This is a genomic window from Pseudomonas sp. F-14 TE3623 (assembly GCF_053629015.1).
Genome location: NZ_JBRJHM010000001.1, coordinates 4,834,961 through 4,853,447, shown reverse-complemented (window position 1 = coordinate 4,853,447; position 18,487 = coordinate 4,834,961). Strand labels below are relative to the sequence as shown.

16 protein-coding genes are annotated in these 18,487 nt (G+C 59.9%); 12 read left to right on the top strand and 4 right to left on the bottom strand.

The genetic code is table 11. The features are described from left to right. Positions 1 to 249 precede the first annotated feature (249 nt). The 11 genes from AB7M29_RS22580 (at position 250) to AB7M29_RS22530 (ending at position 14,905) form a co-directional block, all read left to right on the top strand. Positions 250 to 1,554 carry an MFS transporter gene (locus AB7M29_RS22580; RefSeq protein ID WP_454248020.1) on the top strand — a complete coding sequence of 435 codons (1,305 nt, stop codon included), beginning with the start codon at positions 250 to 252 and terminating at the stop codon, positions 1,552 to 1,554. Next, complete coding sequence (locus AB7M29_RS22575) at positions 1,532 to 2,929, top strand: NarK family nitrate/nitrite MFS transporter (RefSeq protein WP_454248019.1); 1,398 nt, start codon at positions 1,532 to 1,534, stop codon at positions 2,927 to 2,929. Before AB7M29_RS22580 ends, AB7M29_RS22575 begins: the two co-directional genes overlap by 23 nt. A gap of 69 nt (positions 2,930 to 2,998) precedes the next feature. Continuing rightward, a complete protein-coding gene (locus AB7M29_RS22570; RefSeq protein ID WP_454248018.1) occupies positions 2,999 to 6,772 on the top strand; it encodes a nitrate reductase subunit alpha in 3,774 nt (1,257 codons plus the stop codon). Between the two features lies 1 nt (position 6,773). Continuing rightward, positions 6,774 to 8,312: a nitrate reductase subunit beta gene (gene narH, locus AB7M29_RS22565; RefSeq protein ID WP_038982852.1), complete on the top strand. Its 1,539-nt coding sequence runs from the start codon at positions 6,774 to 6,776 to the stop codon at positions 8,310 to 8,312. A 2-nt stretch (positions 8,313 to 8,314) separates the two neighbouring features. Further along, positions 8,315 to 9,070 carry a nitrate reductase molybdenum cofactor assembly chaperone gene (narJ, locus tag AB7M29_RS22560; RefSeq protein WP_048392506.1) on the top strand — a complete coding sequence of 252 codons (756 nt, stop codon included), beginning with the start codon at positions 8,315 to 8,317 and terminating at the stop codon, positions 9,068 to 9,070. Then, positions 9,063 to 9,743, top strand: a complete 681-nt coding sequence (narI, locus tag AB7M29_RS22555) for a respiratory nitrate reductase subunit gamma (protein WP_048392509.1) — start codon at positions 9,063 to 9,065, stop codon at positions 9,741 to 9,743. Before narJ ends, narI begins: the two co-directional genes overlap by 8 nt. A gap of 10 nt (positions 9,744 to 9,753) precedes the next feature. Beyond that, positions 9,754 to 10,713, top strand: a complete 960-nt coding sequence (locus tag AB7M29_RS22550) for a peptidylprolyl isomerase (RefSeq protein ID WP_454248017.1) — start codon at positions 9,754 to 9,756, stop codon at positions 10,711 to 10,713. A gap of 25 nt (positions 10,714 to 10,738) precedes the next feature. Beyond that, positions 10,739 to 11,731 carry a GTP 3',8-cyclase MoaA gene (gene moaA / locus AB7M29_RS22545; RefSeq protein ID WP_038982858.1) on the top strand — a complete coding sequence of 331 codons (993 nt, stop codon included), beginning with the start codon at positions 10,739 to 10,741 and terminating at the stop codon, positions 11,729 to 11,731. Positions 11,732 to 11,997: 266 nt separating this feature from the next. After that, complete coding sequence (locus tag AB7M29_RS22540) at positions 11,998 to 14,013, top strand: ribonucleoside triphosphate reductase (protein ID WP_454248016.1); 2,016 nt, start codon at positions 11,998 to 12,000, stop codon at positions 14,011 to 14,013. Between the two features lie 32 nt (positions 14,014 to 14,045). Continuing rightward, positions 14,046 to 14,213, top strand: a complete 168-nt coding sequence (gene nrdD, locus AB7M29_RS22535) for an anaerobic ribonucleoside-triphosphate reductase (RefSeq protein WP_017338867.1) — start codon at positions 14,046 to 14,048, stop codon at positions 14,211 to 14,213. Next, the gene (locus AB7M29_RS22530) at positions 14,210 to 14,905 is read left to right on the top strand and encodes an anaerobic ribonucleoside-triphosphate reductase activating protein (protein WP_187326478.1); all 696 of its coding nucleotides are present in this window, start codon (positions 14,210 to 14,212) and stop codon (positions 14,903 to 14,905) included. The genes nrdD and AB7M29_RS22530 overlap by 4 nt, the downstream gene beginning before the upstream one ends. Positions 14,906 to 14,921: 16 nt before the next feature. On the opposite strand, the gene AB7M29_RS22525 is transcribed toward AB7M29_RS22530, so the two are convergent. The 4 genes from AB7M29_RS22525 to AB7M29_RS22510 are packed head-to-tail and all read right to left on the bottom strand — an operon-like array spanning position 14,922 to position 18,029. Further along, entirely contained in the window at positions 14,922 to 16,301 is a 1,380-nt protein-coding gene (locus AB7M29_RS22525; protein ID WP_454248015.1) for a 4Fe-4S binding protein, read from the bottom strand. Beyond that, positions 16,289 to 17,143, bottom strand: coding sequence for an FTR1 family iron permease (locus tag AB7M29_RS22520; protein WP_217856425.1), 855 nt, complete (start codon positions 17,141 to 17,143; stop codon positions 16,289 to 16,291). The genes AB7M29_RS22525 and AB7M29_RS22520 overlap by 13 nt, the downstream gene beginning before the upstream one ends. A gap of 22 nt (positions 17,144 to 17,165) precedes the next feature. After that, positions 17,166 to 17,498: a cupredoxin domain-containing protein gene (locus AB7M29_RS22515; protein WP_217856423.1), complete on the bottom strand. Its 333-nt coding sequence runs from the start codon at positions 17,496 to 17,498 to the stop codon at positions 17,166 to 17,168. Beyond that, positions 17,499 to 18,029 (bottom strand): iron transporter, encoded by a 531-nt coding sequence (locus AB7M29_RS22510; RefSeq protein WP_217856421.1) that lies wholly within the window; start codon positions 18,027 to 18,029, stop codon positions 17,499 to 17,501. 207 nt (positions 18,030 to 18,236) lie between these two features. Between AB7M29_RS22510 and AB7M29_RS22505 the strand changes: the two genes are divergently transcribed. Further along, positions 18,237 to 18,482: a DUF3079 domain-containing protein gene (locus AB7M29_RS22505; RefSeq protein ID WP_217856419.1), complete on the top strand. Its 246-nt coding sequence runs from the start codon at positions 18,237 to 18,239 to the stop codon at positions 18,480 to 18,482. The last annotated feature ends 5 nt before the right edge of the window (positions 18,483 to 18,487 follow it).

The following is an 18,487-nucleotide window of genomic DNA, read 5'->3' as shown; positions in this document are numbered from 1 at the left end:
GGTTTTGCCGCCGATCCCGGGCGCGCTACCTCTAAAGAGTTGTCGACTGTTCCTTGTCAGCAAAAGCGTCGGTTAAAACCCTTAACGAGCTGATAAATAAAGGGTTTTAAGGCTTTATTGCACTACCTCCTTAGAGGTAGACCGCACAAGCATAGGCCTATGCCCCCATGGGCTTCGTTGACATGGGTCAAGTTTTTGCGGGGTTGGCCTCTCTAGTCTGCCGCCATGGCTAACTGACTGGAGAGCATTGTGAACCCACCGCGTGTACGACAAGGCTTGGTGCTGGGCATGAGCACGCTGGCCTTCACTGTGTGCTTCATGGTCTGGATGATGTTTGCCGTGCTCGGGGTGCCGATCAAGGACCTTCTCCAGCTCAACGAAACCCAGTTCGGCCTGCTGGCCGCGACCCCGGTCCTGACCGGCTCGTTGGTGCGTTTGCCGCTGGGTTTGCTGACCGACCGTTTTGGCGGACGCAGTGTGTTCTTCCTGCTGATGCTGGCCTGCGTCGCGCCGCTGTATTTGATCAGTCACGCCACCGCCTACTGGCAGTTCCTGGTGCTGGGTTTGTTCGTCGGCCTGGCCGGCGGCTCGTTCTCGGTCGGGATTGCCTACGTCGCCAAATGGTTCGACAAGGAGAACCAGGGCTTTGCGATGGGCATCTTCGGCGCCGGTAACGCCGGGGCGGCGGTGACCAAGTTTCTCGCCCCGGCACTGATCGCCGCCGGCAGCTGGCAGCTGGTGCCAAAAGTCTTCAGCGCGATCCTCTTTATTACCGCGCTGCTGTTCTGGTTTCTCAGTGCCGAAAACAAGGACCACTGCAGTGCCAACGGCGCCACCTTGCGTGAGCAACTGCGCTCGCTGAAAGACCCTGCGGTGTGGCGCTACTGCCAGTACTACTCGATCGTCTTCGGCGGCTATGTGGCCCTCGCGTTGTGGATGACCAAGTACTACGTGCAGGAATACGGTTTCAGCCTGCAAAGCGCGGCGCTGCTGGCGGCCTGTTTTTCCCTGCCCGGTGGCGTGCTGCGCGCTGTCGGTGGCTGGATGTCTGATCGCTGGGGTGCGCAAAGCGTGACCTGGTGGGTGTTGTGGGTCAGCTGGATCTGCCTGTTCCTGCTCTCGTATCCCCAGACCCAACTGCAAGTGCAGACCATCAACGGCCCGGTGGATTTCCACATCGGCCTGAGCCCTGCGCTGTTCACCGTGCTGCTGTTCGTCATGGGCATCGCCTTCGCGTTCGGCAAGGCCTCGGTCTTCAAATACATCGCCAATGACTACCCGAAAAACATGGGCGCGGTGTCCGGCATCGTCGGCCTCGCCGGTGGTTTGGGCGGTTTTGTGCTGCCGATCCTGTTCGGCGCCCTGGTGGACCTCACCGGCGTGCGCTCTTCCTGCTTCATGTTGATGTACGGCGTGGTCTGGGTCTCCCTCACCTGGATGTACTTCAGCGAAATACGCAAAAGCCCGGTGCTGGGTAAAGCGCCGCTGCTGACCCCGTCCCCGATTTCCAGCATTGCCCTAGGAGAAGAACATGTCCGTTCTGCAAAAGCCTGACAAAGGCCCGGTCATTCATGACTGGCGCCCCGAGGACCCCGCGTTCTGGGGAAGTAGCGGCAAACAGACCGCCACCCGCAACTTGTGGATTTCCATTCCTGCGCTGTTGTTGGCCTTCGCGGTGTGGATGGTCTGGAGCACGGTGATTGTGCGTTTGAACGCCATCGGCTTCAGCTTCACCACCGACCAACTGTTCTGGCTGGCGGCGTTGCCGGGGCTGTCCGGTGCAACCTTGCGCGTCTTCTATTCGTTCATGGTGCCGATCTTCGGTGGCCGTCGCTGGACCGCCCTGAGCACCGCGTCGCTGTTGTTGCCATCGATCTGGATGGGCTTCGCCGTGCAGGACCCGAGTACTTCGTACAGCGTGTTCGTATTGATTGCCTTGCTCTGCGGTTTTGGTGGCGGCAACTTTGCATCGAGCATGTCCAACATCAGCTTCTTCTACCCCAAGTCGCAGCAGGGCACGGCCCTGGGCCTCAATGCCGGGTTGGGTAACCTGGGCGTCTCGGTGATGCAGTTCTGCGTGCCGCTGGTGATCACCTTCGGGGTGTTCGGCTTCATGGGCGGCTCGCCGCAAGCACTGCCGGACGGTGGTCAGTTGTGGCTGCAGAACGCCGGTTTCATCTGGGTGCCCTTCATTGTCCTGGTGACGGTGTTGGCCTGGTTCGGCATGAATGACCTGTCCAGTGCCCGCGCTTCTTTCAGCGAACAGGCGGTGATCTTCAAACGCAAACACAACTGGTTGATGTGCTGGTTGTACCTGGCGACCTTCGGTTCGTTCATTGGTTTCTCCGCCGCGTTTCCGCTGCTGATCAAAACCTCCTTCCCTGACGTGATTGCCTTGAAGTTTGCCTTTCTCGGTCCACTGGTTGGCGCTCTGGTACGGCCATTGGGTGGCTGGCTGGCCGACAAGCTCGGTGGCGCGAAAGTGACCTTGTGGAACTTCGTGCTGATGATCGTGATGGTGTTCGGTGTTCTGCACTTTCTGCCGCAAAGCGGCCAGGGCGGTAACTTCTACGGCTTCCTCGGTATGTTCATGCTGCTGTTCATCACCACTGGCGTCGGCAACGGTTCCACCTTCCGCATGATCCCGGTGATCTTCCGCACCCAACATGAAAAAGCCTCGGCCGGAAAACCATCCGCCGTGCGCGAACAAGCGCTGAAGAATGCCGGCAAAGAGTCAGCCGCCGTCCTGGGCTTCAGTTCAGCCATGGGCGCCTTCGGTGCGTTCTTCATTCCCAAATCCTTCGGCTCTTCGATGGCCCTGACCGGCGGCCCGGAGATGGCCTTCTACATGTTCGTCGGCTTTTACCTGAGCTGCATCGTGGTGACCTGGTGGTGGTACGCGCGCAAAGGCGCCGCCACACCCTGCTGAGACGACCCGAATTCAACCATTGCGTGGGCGGGGCACAGACTCCGCGACAAAGCCTGAGAGGACTACACCGTGAGTCATTTACTGGATCAATTGCGGTTTTTCAACCGTAAGCAAAACGAGTTTTCCGACGGTCATGGAGAGACCCGCAAAGAGTCTCGCGACTGGGAGAACGTCTACCGTTCGCGCTGGCAGTACGACAAGATCGTACGGTCCACCCACGGGGTGAACTGCACCGGCTCCTGCTCGTGGAAAATCTACGTCAAGAACGGCCTGATCACCTGGGAAACCCAGCAGACCGACTACCCGCGTACCCGCAACGATCTGCCTAACCATGAGCCCCGTGGCTGCCCGCGTGGTGCCAGTTACAGCTGGTACATCTACAGCGCCAACCGGCTCAAGTACCCGAAAATCCGCAAGCCGTTGCTCAAACTCTGGCGTGATGCGCGGCAGACCATGGCGCCGGTCGAAGCCTGGGCCAGCATTGTCGAGGACAAGGCCAAGGCCGACTCCTATAAAAGCAAACGCGGCATGGGTGGCTTCATTCGTTCCAACTGGGAAGAAGTCAACGAGATCATCGCGGCGGCCAACGTCTACACCATCAAGCAATACGGCCCGGACCGGATCGTCGGCTTCTCGCCGATTCCGGCCATGTCGATGGTCAGCTATGCGGCCGGTTCGCGTTATCTGTCGCTGATCGGCGGCGCTTGCCTGAGTTTCTACGACTGGTACTGTGACTTGCCACCGGCCTCGCCGATGGTCTGGGGCGAGCAGACCGACGTGCCGGAATCGGCCGACTGGTACAACTCCAACTACATTATTGCCTGGGGCTCCAACGTCCCGCAGACCCGTACCCCCGACGCGCACTTCTTTACCGAAGTCCGCTACAAGGGCACCAAGACTGTGGCGATTACCCCGGATTACTCGGAAGTCGCCAAGCTCACCGACCTGTGGCTGAACCCTAAACAAGGCACCGACGCGGCGCTGGCCCAGGCGTTCAACCATGTGATCTTCAAAGAATTCCACCTGGACAAACCGAGCGCTTATTTCACTGACTACGCCAAGCGCTTCACCGATTTGCCGGTGCTGGTGCTGCTCAAGCAAATGGTCGACAAGGCACCGGGCGCCGGTTACCAGCCGGACCGTTTCTTGCGCGCGAGCGACTTGACCGACAACCTCGGCCAGGAAAACAACCCGGAATGGAAAACCATCGCGCTGGATGTCAGCGGCGAACTGGTTTCCCCTCAAGGCTCCATCGGTTATCGCTGGGGCGAGAAGGGCAAGTGGAACATCCTGCCTCGTGAAGGCGGCGAAGGCCGTGAGATCGATCTGAAGCTGAGCCTGATCGGTGATGACGTCGCCGAAGTGGCGTTCCCGTATTTTGCCGGCGAGTCCCACGAGCACTTCCAGCACGTAGCTGGCGATGCTGTGCAATACCGCCGCGTGCCGGTTCACAGCGTGGTGCTGGCGGACGGCAGCGTGGCCAAAGTCGCCACCGTGTTCGACCTGTCCGCAGCCAATCTGGCCATCGATCGCGGCCTCGGCGGCGAAAACGTCGCCAAGGATTACGACGACGCCTCGGTGCCCGGCACCCCGGCGTGGCAGGAGCAGATCACCGGCGTCAGCCGCGAGAAAGCCATCCAGATTGCCCGTGAGTTCGCCGACAACGCCGACAAGACCAAGGGTCGCTCGATGATCATCGTCGGCGCGGCGATGAACCACTGGTACCACATGGACATGAACTACCGCGGGCTGATCAACATGCTCATGCTCTGCGGGTGTGTCGGTCAGACCGGTGGCGGCTGGGCGCACTACGTCGGCCAGGAAAAACTCCGTCCGCAATGCGGCTGGCTGCCCCTGGCGTTCGGTCTGGACTGGAACCGTCCGCCTCGCCAAATGAACGGCACCAGCTTCTTCTACGCCCACAGTTCGCAATGGCGCCACGAGAAGATGAGCATGCACGACGTGCTCTCGCCATTGGCCGATAAATCACAATTCCCTGAGCATGCCCTGGACTACAACATCCGCGCCGAACGCGCCGGCTGGTTGCCCAGCGCGCCGCAACTCAACACTAACCCTTTGCACATTTGCCGCGACGCGGCTGCGGCCGGCATGGACCCCAAAGACTACGTGGTCAAGTCGCTGCAGGACGGTTCGCTGCGCTTCTCCTGCGAACAGCCGGACAGCCCGGTCAACTTCCCGCGCAACATGTTCATCTGGCGTTCCAACCTGCTGGGCTCCTCGGGCAAGGGCCATGAGTACATGCTCAAGTACCTGCTCGGTACCAAGAACGGGGTGATGAACGAAGACATCGGCCAGGTCGGCGATTGCAAACCGGAAGAAGCCGAATGGGTGGACGAGGGCGCCATCGGCAAGCTCGATCTGGTCACCACGCTGGACTTCCGCATGTCCTCGACCTGCGTCTATTCCGACATCGTCTTGCCGACCGCGACCTGGTACGAAAAAGACGACATGAACACTTCGGACATGCACCCGTTCATTCACCCGTTGTCGGCCGCCATCGACCCGGCGTGGGAATCGCGTTCCGACTGGGAAATCTACAAAGGCATCGCCAAGGCGTTTTCCAGCATGTCCGAAGGGCATCTGGGCGTTGAAAAGGATTTGGTGACCATCCCGTTGATGCACGACAGCGTCGGCGAACTGGCCCAACCGTTTGGCGGCACCGACTGGAAAAGCGCCGGCGTGGCACCGGAGCCGGGCAAGAACGCGCCAAACCTGCACGTGGTGGAGCGTGACTACCCGAACATCTACAAACAGTTCTCGTCCCTCGGGCCATTGCTGGAAAAACACGGCAACGGCGGCAAAGGCATCAACTGGAACACCGAAGACGAAGTGAAATTCCTCGGTGAACTCAATCACAAAGAAGGCGATGCCGGTATCAGTCACGGCCGTCCGAAAATCGACACGGCCATCGACGCCGCCGAAGTGATTCTGTCCCTGGCACCGGAAACCAACGGCCAGGTGGCGGTCAAGGCCTGGGCCGCGTTGTCGGAATTCACCGGCATCGACCACAGCCATCTGGCGCTGTCCAAGGCCCACGAGGCGATTCGTTTCCGCGACATTCAGGCACAGCCGCGCAAGATCATTTCCAGCCCGACCTGGTCGGGTCTCGAAGACGATCACGTCAGCTACAACGCCGGCTACACCAACGTTCACGAAGGGATCCCATGGCGCACCATCACCGGTCGCCAGCAGTTCTACCAGGATCACCCGTGGATGCAGGCGTTCGGCGAGCAATTGATGAGTTATCGCCCGCCCGTCAACACCCGCACCATCGAAGGGGTGAAAGGCAAGCGCAGCAACGGCGAGACCGAAATCGTCCTGAACTGGATTACCCCGCACCAGAAATGGGGCATCCACAGCACCTACAGCGACAACTTGCTGATGCTGACCCTCAGCCGTGGCGGGCCGATTGTCTGGCTCTCGGAGAACGACGCGAAACGCGCCGGCATCGAGGACAACGACTGGATCGAATGCTTCAACGTCAACGGTGCACTGACCGCCCGGGCGGTGGTCAGCCAGCGCGTCAAGGACGGCATGGTGATGATGTATCACGCACAGGAACGGATCGTGAACGTGCCAGGTTCCGAAACCACCAAGACCCGTGGCGGCCACCACAACTCGGTCACCCGCGTCGTGCTCAAACCGACCCACATGATCGGCGGCTATGCCCAGCAGGCTTACGGTTTCAACTATTACGGCACCGTCGGTTGCAACCGCGACGAATTCGTCGTGGTGCGCAAAATGTCCAAAGTCGACTGGCTCGATGGTTCAAGTGGCGATGACCTGCCACGTCCGCTGCCGACCGATATCGAGGAGAACTGAGATGAAGATTCGCTCACAAATCGGCATGGTTCTGAACCTGGACAAATGCATCGGTTGCCACACCTGTTCGATCACCTGCAAAAACGTCTGGACCAGCCGTGAAGGCATGGAATACGCCTGGTTCAACAACGTCGAATCGAAACCCGGGATCGGCTACCCGAAAGAATGGGAAAACCAGGACAAGTGGAAGGGCGGCTGGATCCGCAACGCCAACGGCACGATCAACCCGCGCATCGGCGGTAAATTCCGCGTATTGGCGAACATCTTCGCCAACCCGGATCTGCCGAGCCTCGACGATTACTACGAACCGTTCGACTTCGATTACCAGCACCTGCACACCGCGCCGCTGGGCGAGCATCAGCCCACTGCGCGTCCGCGCTCGCTGATTTCCGGCAAGCGCATGGAAAAAATCGAGTGGGGCCCGAACTGGGAAGAAATCCTCGGCACCGAATTCGCCAAGCGTCGCAAGGACAAGAACTTCGACAAGATCCAGGCGGATATTTACGGCGAATACGAAAACACTTTCATGATGTATTTGCCGCGCCTGTGCGAGCACTGCCTCAACCCGACGTGCGCAGCGTCGTGCCCGAGCGGGGCGATCTACAAGCGTGAAGAAGACGGCATCGTCCTGATCGACCAGGAGAAATGCCGTGGCTGGCGGATGTGCATCAGCGGCTGTCCGTACAAGAAGATCTATTTCAACTGGAAGAGCGGCAAGTCCGAGAAATGCATCTTCTGCTACCCGCGTATCGAAGCCGGGATGCCAACTGTTTGCGCGGAAACCTGCGTCGGGCGCATTCGTTACCTCGGGGTGCTGCTGTATGACGCCGACCGCATCAGCGAAGTGGCGAGCACTGCCAATGAGCAGGACCTGTACGAGAAACAACTGGAGATCTTCCTCGACCCGAATGACCCGGCAGTGATTCGTCAGGCCTTGGCCGATGGCGTACCGCAGTCGGTGATTGATTCAGCCCAGCGTTCGCCGGTCTACAAAATGGCCGTGGACTGGAAACTCGCACTGCCGCTGCACCCGGAATACCGCACCTTGCCGATGGTCTGGTACGTGCCGCCGCTGTCGCCGATCCAGAACGCCGCCACTGCCGGCACCGTCGGTATGAACGGGGTGATCCCGGATGTCGACAGCCTGCGTATTCCACTGAAGTACCTGGCCAACCTGCTGACCGCCGGCGATGAAAAACCGGTCAAGCGTGCGCTTAAACGCTTGCTGGCGATGCGCGCCTACAAACGTTCCGAGCAAGTCGATGGCGTTCAGGACCTGCAAGTACTGAAGGATGTCGGCTTGAGCGTGGCCCAGGTCGAGGAGATGTACCGCTACTTGGCGATTGCCAACTATGAAGACCGCTTTGTGGTACCGAGCGCGCACCGTGAAGACGCCATGAGCGACGCCTTTGCCGAACGCTCCGGTTGCGGCTTCAGTTTCGGTAGCGGCTGCAGCGGCAGTTCCGACACCAACATGTTCGGTGCGAAGAAAGCCAACCGCCGCGACATCCTGAAAACCGTCCAGTTGTGGGAGGAATGAGCATGCAAATTCTCAAAGTGATTTCGCTGCTGCTCGATTACCCGACCGAGACGCTGATTGGCGGGCGTGACGAACTGGAGCAGGCGATTATCCAGTCACGGGAAATCAGCCCCAAGCAACGCGGCGCGTTGTTCGAGTTGCTCGAGCTGATCTGCGGCAATGACCTGATGGATGGGCAGGAGCACTACGGGGCGCTGTTCGGCCGAGGTCGCTCGCTATCGCTGTTGTTATTCGAGCACGTGCACGGCGAGTCCCGCGACCGTGGCCAGGCCATGGTCGACATGATGGCGCAATACGAAGAAGCCGGTTTTGCCATCGGCGTCAAAGAGCTGCCGGACTATATCCCGCTGTACCTGGAGTTCCTGTCCACCCGCGAAGACATCGAGGCCCGCGAGGGCCTGGCGGATGTTTCGCACTTGCTGGCCTTGCTCGCCGCACGTCTGGAAGAGCGCGAAAGCGCCTATGCCAGCTGCTTCCGGGCACTGCTGCAAATTGCCGGGGCCGAGCCTCATCAAGCAGTGGCTGACCTGCGGGCGCAGGTCGCCGCGGAACCCCGTGACGACTCCCTCGAAGCCCTCGACAAGATCTGGGAAGAGGAGGCCGTGGACTTTCTCCAGGCCGAACAGCAGGACCGTTGCAGTGGACTGCCAAGCGCACCGGGCAAGGCTCGGGAAGAAAGCGCGGTGCCGTTGCACTGGGTGGATTTTCAGCATGAAGGGTTGGCCGCCGCGCCAGCCAAGGAGGTCGGTAATGTCTAAATGGAATCTATTGTTGTTCGGGATCTATCCCTACGTCGCCCTGGCCATTTGCCTGATCGGCAGTTGGGCCCGCTTCGACCTGTCGCAATACAGCTGGAAGGCAGGTTCGAGCCAGATGCTCAACCAACGCGGCATGCGCGTGGCGAGCAACTTGTTCCATATCGGTGTGTTGTTCGTGCTGGCCGGGCACTTCGTCGGCCTGCTGACGCCTGCGTCGGTTTATCACCATGTCATCAGCACTGAGAACAAGCAGTTGCTGGCGATGGTGTCCGGCGGATTCTTTGGCCTGCTGTGCTTGATCGGCTTGCTGATGCTGGTCAATCGGCGGCTCACCGATCCACGGGTACGTGCCACCTCCAGCCCTTCGGACATTCTGATTCTGCTGGTGCTGCTAGCGCAGTTGCTACTCGGTCTGCTGACGATTGCGGCGTCCACCGCGCATATGGATGGCTCGGTGATGGTAATGCTCGCTGATTGGGCGCAGAACACCGTGCTGTTGCGGCCGATGGAAGCGGCGGCGGCCATCGCGCCGGTCGGGCTGACCTACAAGCTGCACGTGTTTCTCGGTTTGACCCTGTTTGTGCTGTTCCCCTTCACCCGTCTCGTACACATGATCAGCGCACCGATCTGGTACCTGGGGCGTCGTTATCAAATCGTTCGTCAGAAGTACTGAGGAGACAATCATGTCAGGTGGATGTGGATGTGGTGGTGGTAACGGCAGCAGCGGTGGCTGCGGCTCTTCCAAAAAAGTAGAGGACGTTCTCGATATCGCGCCGGTCGCAGCGGCGCAGTTTGAAGCACTCCCGGTTGAGCCGGCGGCTGCCGATGACGCCCCGGCGCAGTTGATCGCCAGCAGCGAGCAGGAGTGGCCGATCATCAGCGTCAACGAGGTGTCGATCACGCCGGAAGCGATGGCCCAGGAGCTGCAATATCACCCGGCCGAAAGCCGCGAAGAGGCGGTCTATCTGGCCGCCCGGGCGCTGGTGATCCGCGAATTGTTGCAGCAGCGCATCGCCGAACTCGGCGTGTCGATGGAGATTGGCGCTGGCGAGAACGAAGAAGAAGCGGCCACGCGCTTGCTGCTCGAACGCGAGGTGCACGTGCCGCAGTGCGATGAGGAAACCAGTCTGCGTTACTACGAAAACAATCGTGGGCGCTTTCACAGCGCACCGTTGCTGGCGGTTCGGCACATCCTGCTCGAATGCGCGCCGGATGATGTCGAGGCGCGCGCCATTGCGCATGATCAGGCGGAAATTCTGCTGCAACGTCTGGATGAATTCCCCGGCAGTTTCGCCGAGCTGGCTGTGAAGTATTCGGCCTGCCCGTCGAAGGCTCAGGGCGGTTCCCTGGGGCAAATCAGCAAGGGCCAGACCGTGCCCGAACTGGAACGTCAGCTGTTCACTCTGGCGCCGGGCCTGGCCAGCAAACCGCTGGAAAGTCGCTACGGCTGGCATGTGGTCAGTGTCGATCAGCGGATCGAAGGCATGCCGTTGCCCTATGAAGTGGTGTCGACGGCGATCCGCACGCAGTTGCAGCAAGGCGTCTGGCAAAAAGCCCTGGTGCAGTACCTGCAAACCCTGATCGGTGCGGCGGATATTCGCGGCATCCACTTGCAGGGCGCCGACTCACCGCTGGTACAGTGAGCATCGAGGCAAACCGGGAGATGTGATGAACGCTGTAATGCAGGATGGCTTTGGACGGCAGATCGATTATCTGCGGATGTCGGTGACGGACCGTTGTGATTTTCGCTGTGTGTATTGCATGGCGAAAAACATGACCTTCCTGCCGCGTCAGCAGGTGCTCACGCTGGAGGAGTTGCAGCGTCTGGCAACGCTGTTCGTCGGGTTGGGCGTACGCAAAATCCGCCTGACCGGCGGCGAGCCGCTGATTCGTCCGGGCATTGTCGAACTGTGCCGCAACATCGCCGCGCTACCCGGTTTGCGCGAACTGGTGATGACCAGCAACGGCTCGCAACTGGGCCGTCTGGCCCGGCCATTGGCGGAGGCGGGGGTCAAGCGGATGAACATCAGCCTCGATAGCCTGGACGGGCAGAAATTCCGCGCAATCACCCGCATCGGCGATCTTGATCAGGTGCTCAACGGCATTGAAGCGGCGCGGGACGCGGGGTTTGAGCGGATCAAACTCAACTGCGTGGTGATGAAAGGGCGCAACTTCGATGAAGTCCCGGCGCTGGTGCAATACGCCATCGATCAGCGCATCGACATCAGTTTTATCGAAGAAATGCCCTTGGGCGACGTCGGGCGCTCACGGGGAGAATCGTTTTGTTCCAGCGACGAGGTACGGGCGCTGATCGCCAGCCAACATCGCTTGCTCGACAGCACTGAAAACAGCGGCGGACCGGCGCGCTACGTGCGCCTGGAACGCCATCCCGATACCCGGATCGGTTTCATTTCACCCAACAGCCACAACTTCTGTGGCAGCTGTAATCGGGTGCGGATGACTGTTGAAGGGAAGCTGTTGCTTTGTCTGGGGCAGGAGGACGCGCTGGATTTAAGAGGATTGCTGCGGCGTTATCCGCTGGATGATCAGCCCGTGATCAACGCGGTGCAGAAGGCCTTGCGCGGCAAGCCGTTGCGCCACGATTTCAGCCCCGAAGGGGAGGTGCAGATAGTGCGGTTCATGAACATGAGTGGCGGTTGAGCTGTTCTGTAAAACACAGCAAATCCAATGTGGGAGCGGGCTTGCTCGCGAAAGCGGTCTATCAGTCAACAATGATGTTGAATGTGATGGCCTCTTCGCGAGCAAGCCCGCTCCCACATTGGATTTTCTTTTGTCGTCATCGGGCGTTTTTTTTCACCGGCAAATCTTGATATCGATCAATTGCAGATCAGCCCTTTGTCCGTAGTCTTCACTGCATGTTGTGTTTGTTTGTCTATAAACATCTATATGTAGTATCTGGAGGCCGAATGCAGAGCACGCTGATCTCAGTAGGATGTAACCGCTTGCACAAGCGCGATGGCAGTCTGGTCGCCTTCGATGCCGACAAAATCCGTCAGGCGTTGATCGCTGCCGGCAAGGCTACGGGGGAGTACACCGAGGTTGAGGTTGAAGGTTTGCTTCAGGCGGTACTCGCTCGGCTGGACGGTCTGCCAAGGCTGCATGTCGAGCAGATCCAGGATCGTGTCGAACGGGTATTGATGGACGCCGGTTTCTTCTTCGCCATGCGCGCCTACATCGTCTACCGCGAACAACACGGGCGTTTGCGTCGTGACCGCCGGACCATGGTCGAAGTGGCGACCTCGATGAACGAGTACCTGGACCGTGAAGACTGGCGAGTCCAGGCCAACGCCAATCAGGGGTATTCCCTGGGTGGGCTGGTGTTGAACGTGTCGGGCAAGGTCACTGCCAATTACTGGCTGGACGAGGTGTACAGCGAGGCCATCGGCCAGGCCCACCGCGAGGCGGATTTGCATGTGCACGACCTGGACATGCTCGCCGGCTACTGCGCCGGCTGGTCGCTGCGCACCCTGTTGCACGAGGGGCTCAACGGTGTGCCGGGGCGTGTCGAAGCCGGTCCGCCGAAGCACTTGAGCAGCGCTTTGGGGCAGATGGTGAATTTCCTCGGCACCCTGCAAAACGAATGGGCCGGTGCCCAGGCGTTCAGCTCGTTCGACATCTACCTGGCGCCCTATGTGCGCAAGGACCAGTTGAGTTATCAAGAGGTGCGCCAGGCGATTCAGGAGTTCATCTACAACCTCAACGTGCCGTCACGCTGGGGTACTCAGACGCCGTTCACCAACCTGACCTTTGATTGGGTGTGCCCGCAGGATTTGCGTGAGCAGATACCCGTCATCGGCGGGGAGGAAATGCCGTTTGCCTATGGCGACCTGCAAGTCGAAATGGACCTGCTCAATCGCGCCTACATCGAGGTGATGCAGGCTGGCGATGCGAAAGGGCGAGTGTTCACCTTTCCGATCCCGACCTACAACATCACTCATGACTTTCCGTGGGACAGTGAAAACGCTGATCGTCTGTTCGAGATGACGGCGCGCTACGGTTTGCCGTACTTCCAGAACTTCCTCAATTCGGATCTGCAGCCCAATCAGGTGCGCTCGATGTGCTGCCGGTTGCAGCTCGATGTGCGCGAGTTGCTCAAGCGCGGCGGCGGTTTGTTCGGTTCGGCGGAACAGACTGGGTCGCTCGGCGTGGTGACCATCAACTGCGCGCGTCTGGGCTATGTGTTCAAGGGCAACACCAGTGGTTTGTTGCAGCGACTGGACACGCTGATGGAACTGGCGATGGAGAGCCTGGAGGTCAAGCGCAAAGTCATTCAGCACCACATGGACGCCGGTTTGTACCCTTACACCAAGCGTTACCTGGGCACCTTGCGCAACCATTTCTCCACCATAGGCCTCAATGGTATGCATGAAATGCTGCGCAATTTCACCGGCGACGAGGAGGGCATGCACACCGAACAGGGCCGCAAGTTTGCCCTGAATATGCTCGACCATGTGCGCGCCACGTTGCTGCGTTTCCAGGAGGAAACCGGTCATCTCTACAACCTGGAAGCGACACCGGCCGAGGGCACCACATACCGCTTTGCCAAGGAAGACCTCAAGCGTTATCCGGACATTCTCCAGGCCGGCAGTGTGCAGGCGCCGTATTACACCAACTCCTCGCAACTGCCCGTGGGCTACACCGAAGATCCCTTCGAAGCCCTGGAACTTCAAGACGAACTGCAATGCAAATACACCGGCGGCACAGTCTTGCACCTGTACATGGCCGAGCGGATTTCCTCGACTCAAGCCTGCAAGCAACTGGTGCGAAAAGCCCTTGGACGTTTCCGCCTGCCGTACCTGACCGTGACCCCGACCTTTTCCATCTGCCCGGTGCACGGCTACCTCGATGGCGAACATGAGTTCTGCCCCAAATGCGACGAGGTCCTGCTGCTGCAAGAACAGAAAGCCGGCGCCGTTCATTGATTTCGATCCACTCAACCGCAAGGAGCTTCACCATGACTGCATCGCAAACACTGCCCCAGGCTCAACGTCAACGCTGCGAAGTCTGGACCCGGGTGATGGGCTATCACCGTCCTGTGTCGGCGTTCAATCCGGGTAAACAGTCGGAGCACCGTGAGCGGGTGCACTTCACTGAAAGCGCGGCACTGGCCGGACGCCAATGAGTCGAATGCTTCGGGTCGGGGGCATGGTGCCCCTGACCACTATCGACTATCCGGGACAGCTCGCCTGCGTGCTGTTTTGCCAGGGTTGCGCCTGGCGTTGTCGTTATTGTCATAACCCGCAGCTGATTCCCCCTCGTGGCAGTGAGGAAGTGGATTGGCGGCGGGTGTTGGCGTTTCTGCAACGTCGTCAGGATCTGCTTGATGCCGTGGTGTTCAGCGGCGGTGAACCGACTCTGCAGGACGGCTTGCTTAGCGCCATGGACGAAGTGCGGGACATGGGATTTCGCATCGGCTTGCACAGCGCCGGGATCAAGCCGGCCGCGTTCGCCAAGGCATTGACCGGTGCTGATTGGGTCGGTTTCGATGTCAAGGCGCTGCCCGAGGATTGCCAGGCCATCACCCGGGTCGAGGGCAGTGGAACCGCCAACTGGCGCAGCCTCGAGCATCTGCTGGCCAGTGGTGTCGACTACGAATGTCGCACCACCGTGCACTGGCATCTGTTCGAGCCGGCGCGTCTGCTGATCCTGGCAAAACGCTTGAATGCACTCGGCGTTAAACGCTTTGCCGTGCAACTGGTTCGTACCGAGCGGATGTTCGATCCGCTGTTGCCGAGCGTTTCGGCGCAAGCGTTGCTGCCAGAGTTGTGGGAGGCCATGCGCGAGTTGTTTCCAGCCTTCGTGTTGCGCGGGTAAAGGGGGCTGGGGGAACTCAAGCCCAGCCCCAGAATTGCAACCACCAGCCAAATCCCACCATGCCTTCGGCCAGGAGCAGGCAGGCGATGGCGGACCCGCGTCGCACCTGGGAAAGACCTTCGCGACTCAGCCGTTTCCAACCCAGTAGCAGGCTCCAGCCCATCGCGGCCAATAACAGACAGGCCCTGGCCGGTTGCACCCATTCCAGCAGCAGACCTTCATAACGCAGCAATTTGACGGTGGTGGCCGACAGCCCGAGAAACAGTCCGGCACCCCCCAGGGGCGTGAGTGTCAGCGCCAGGGGCCAATACAGTGTGCGATCTTGCGCCAGTCGGGCCGTCAGGCGCAGAAGCAGCATCAACGCCGTGCCGAGCAAGATCGAACTCAAGCTCAGGTAAGCGACGATGCTGAAACCGTCGAGCCAGCTGAAGCTGTCGTTGAGCTGCGGGTAATGGGTCAGCAGCCACCAGGGAGCATTGTCCTGCAGGGCCCAGAGCTGGTTGTGTTCGACCAGCCACTGGGCCAGGGATTGTTTGAGGGCGACAAACCATGGGCTGACCGTCCATTGAAACGCGCCCATGGCCAAGCCGATCACGCCGAACAGCAGCAAGCGTGCGTCCCAAGGGGACAGGGTCCGCGCCGTTGCGTGAAGAATCTCCTGATTGCTGGAGCGAGCGATCAGTTGGACGGCACCGCGTTGCCCGCTGCAGCGTCCGCAGGCGTGGCAATCACTGGCGCCTTGCAGGCGGCGGATATCGAGCAGGGGAGCGCAGTTGGGCGGCGGCAGGCGCGGTGCGGCATTTTCTAGCCAGCGTTGTTCATCGACCTGAAAGTGCACAGGGGCAAGCCGGGCGAGCAGGGCGAAGACTCCGCTGACCGGGCACAGGTAACGGCACCAGACTCGCTTGCCCCGGGCGAACAACAACCCGACGATGACCGCTGCCACGGTCGAACCGCCCAGAATCAACAGCGCGGCCTGGGCGTAGTCATAGACGCTGATCAACTGGCCGTAGAGGGTCGTCAGGCAGAACGCCAAGGTAGGCCAGCCGCCCCAACGCAACCAGCGCGGCACACCCAGGCCTTTACCGTAATGGCTGGCCCATTCGCTGAGCGAACCTTCCGGGCACAGAACGCCACACCAGAGTCGGCCGAAGAACACCATCGACAGCAACACGAACGGCCACCAGATTCCCCAGAATAGAAACTGCGCGAGCAAGGTCAGGTTGTCGAGTATCCGTGCCTGGCTGTCTGGCAGCGGCAACAGCGCCGGGGTCACCAACAGCACCGCATAAAACACTACAACAGCCCACTGGACCGCACGGATGACGGGCGCATGGCGACGCATCCCGTCGCCCAGTCGTTGGAGCCATCGATTGCGTCGGCTCAGGTTGGGCATGGCAGGTTCTCCGCAGTCCGTTGCCGCAGCCAGCCGCCGACGGCCAGCCAATAACCGATCCACACCAACAAGGTCAGGCCACTGGGGCTTGCCCGATAACCGGCGAAACCTGCAAGAAAGCCACCCAATCCGTGGCTGTCGCTCAGCAACGTGCTGCTGTCCCAAAGCGCTTCGCCAACGAGGCTGTAAACCATGTCCGGCAAATCCAGGGCGAGCAATTGGCCGCCGATTCGCTCGGTGCCGCTGACCAGCAAGGCCGCGCCGAGCATGAGCAGGATGACTTCGCTGATGGCAAAAAATCGTTGCCATGAAATGAATCGGCGACTGCTGTGCAGCAGCGTAATGGTCAGCGCCGACAGCACCAGCCCCAACACGCCGCCGATGGCAAACAAACCGAGCTGCGGACCTCGCAACCGGGCGCCGGCGCCATAGAGAAAGACCACCGTTTCGCTGCCTTCGCGGCTGATCGCGAGCATTGCCAGCAGTAATAGACCAGCGCCACCTTGTCGAGCCAGGTGGCTGTCGGCGTGTCGTCGCAAATCGTGGTTGAGGCTGCGCCCGTGGCGATGCATCCAGCCCACCATCTGCACCATCAACAGGCTGGCAACCAGCGCGAGTGCGGCCTGGAACCATTCACTGGCTGACCCGCTCATGGCCTCACCGGCAAACAGAATCAACACCGCCAGCAGGCCCGAGAGCATCAACCCCAGCACCACACCCGCCCAGAGGAATTTGACCAGACGATTAGGTTGGCCTTGCTGGCTGGCCCAAACCTGGAGAATACCGATCACCAGTAACGCCTCGACACTTTCGCGCCAGACGATGAACATTGATTGATTCATGCAAGCTCCGTGCGCTGACAGGTTATTTCGCGAGGATGCCGCCTTCGGGCAATTGCGGATTGAACTCATCGAAAAAGGGGTAGTGACCGGGCCTCAGGGGGTGAATGACCACGAAGGTCGTCACACCCGGCGACAGGACTTTTTCAACCCGCAACGGCGTGCTCTCGAACTCGGCCGGACCTTGGCCGACGTTCTTCAGAACGATCTTGAAGCGCTGTCCGGCCGGCACCTCCAGCAAGGCCGGCGTGAAGTGGCCATCGCGCAGGATCAGCTCAAAGCTGGGTAACTGGGCATAAGCCGTCACTGGCACAACGACTCCGGCGAGGATCAGCCAGGCAATGCGCAGGCGCTTCATTCAATAGCCGCCTTTTTTACCGATGCCGGCGTAGATGAATTCGTAGTGCAGTTCGCAGCGTTCAAACCAGGGAGCGACACCGGTTTCCTTATCGGTGTGGCGCCCGAGGGAACCATGACCGCCGGGTGGCAGGACGGTGAACGTCAGCTGATATTTACCGGGGCCAAGCAGCTTCACATTGTCGCCATAGTGCGGACCGTCATTGGCCACCATGGCGTGAAAATCGCCTTTGACCTCGGGGTCGCTGCCGTGTTTTTTCAGGTTGAAAGAGACGTTCAGGTAGGGCACGAAACTGCCTTCCTGAAAGCCCTGCCGATTGTCCGCCGTGGCCCGGATATCGGCTTCCAGGTGGACGTCGGAATCCGCGGTCGCGCGCATCATCCCCGCAGGTGCCATTTCTATCGGCTGCAAATACACCGCCCCGACTTCCAGCCCGGGACACAACTGGGGTTCCCCGATCGGGTATTCCTTGGCGTGAGCCAGTGGTGTGAGCAAGAGCAGGGCGAGTGATAGCGAAAAAGGGGTACGCATAATAGCTTCCTGAACACTGACGAGTAGGAGCCCGAGTCTAGGAAGCTTTGCTGAGAACAATAATGATTGTTATCAAGTTTTGAGCAATTAAACCGATGGCTCGGGATTGCGCAGAGGGGCTCGATGTCGATTCTTGATATGTATCAAGGCTGGTGTTGCGCAAGGGCTGTAGGTTGGAACGAAGCCACTCAATGATCGGAGATCGGCATGGCCAAGAACTTCCCCGTCAACCCCAAACACCCCGAGCGGATTTGTTGGGGATGCGACCTGTATTGTCCGGCGAAGTCCTTGGCGTGCGGCAATGGTTCCGAGCGCACGATGCATCCGGCGGAGATGTTTGGAGAGGATTGGCACCTGCCTGGCGACTGGGGCCTTGATGCGGTCATTACTACAGACAAGGTGGTGGATGACTTTCAATCACTGCCTGATGATGCGCTGCACGCAAAGCGTTGATCCGT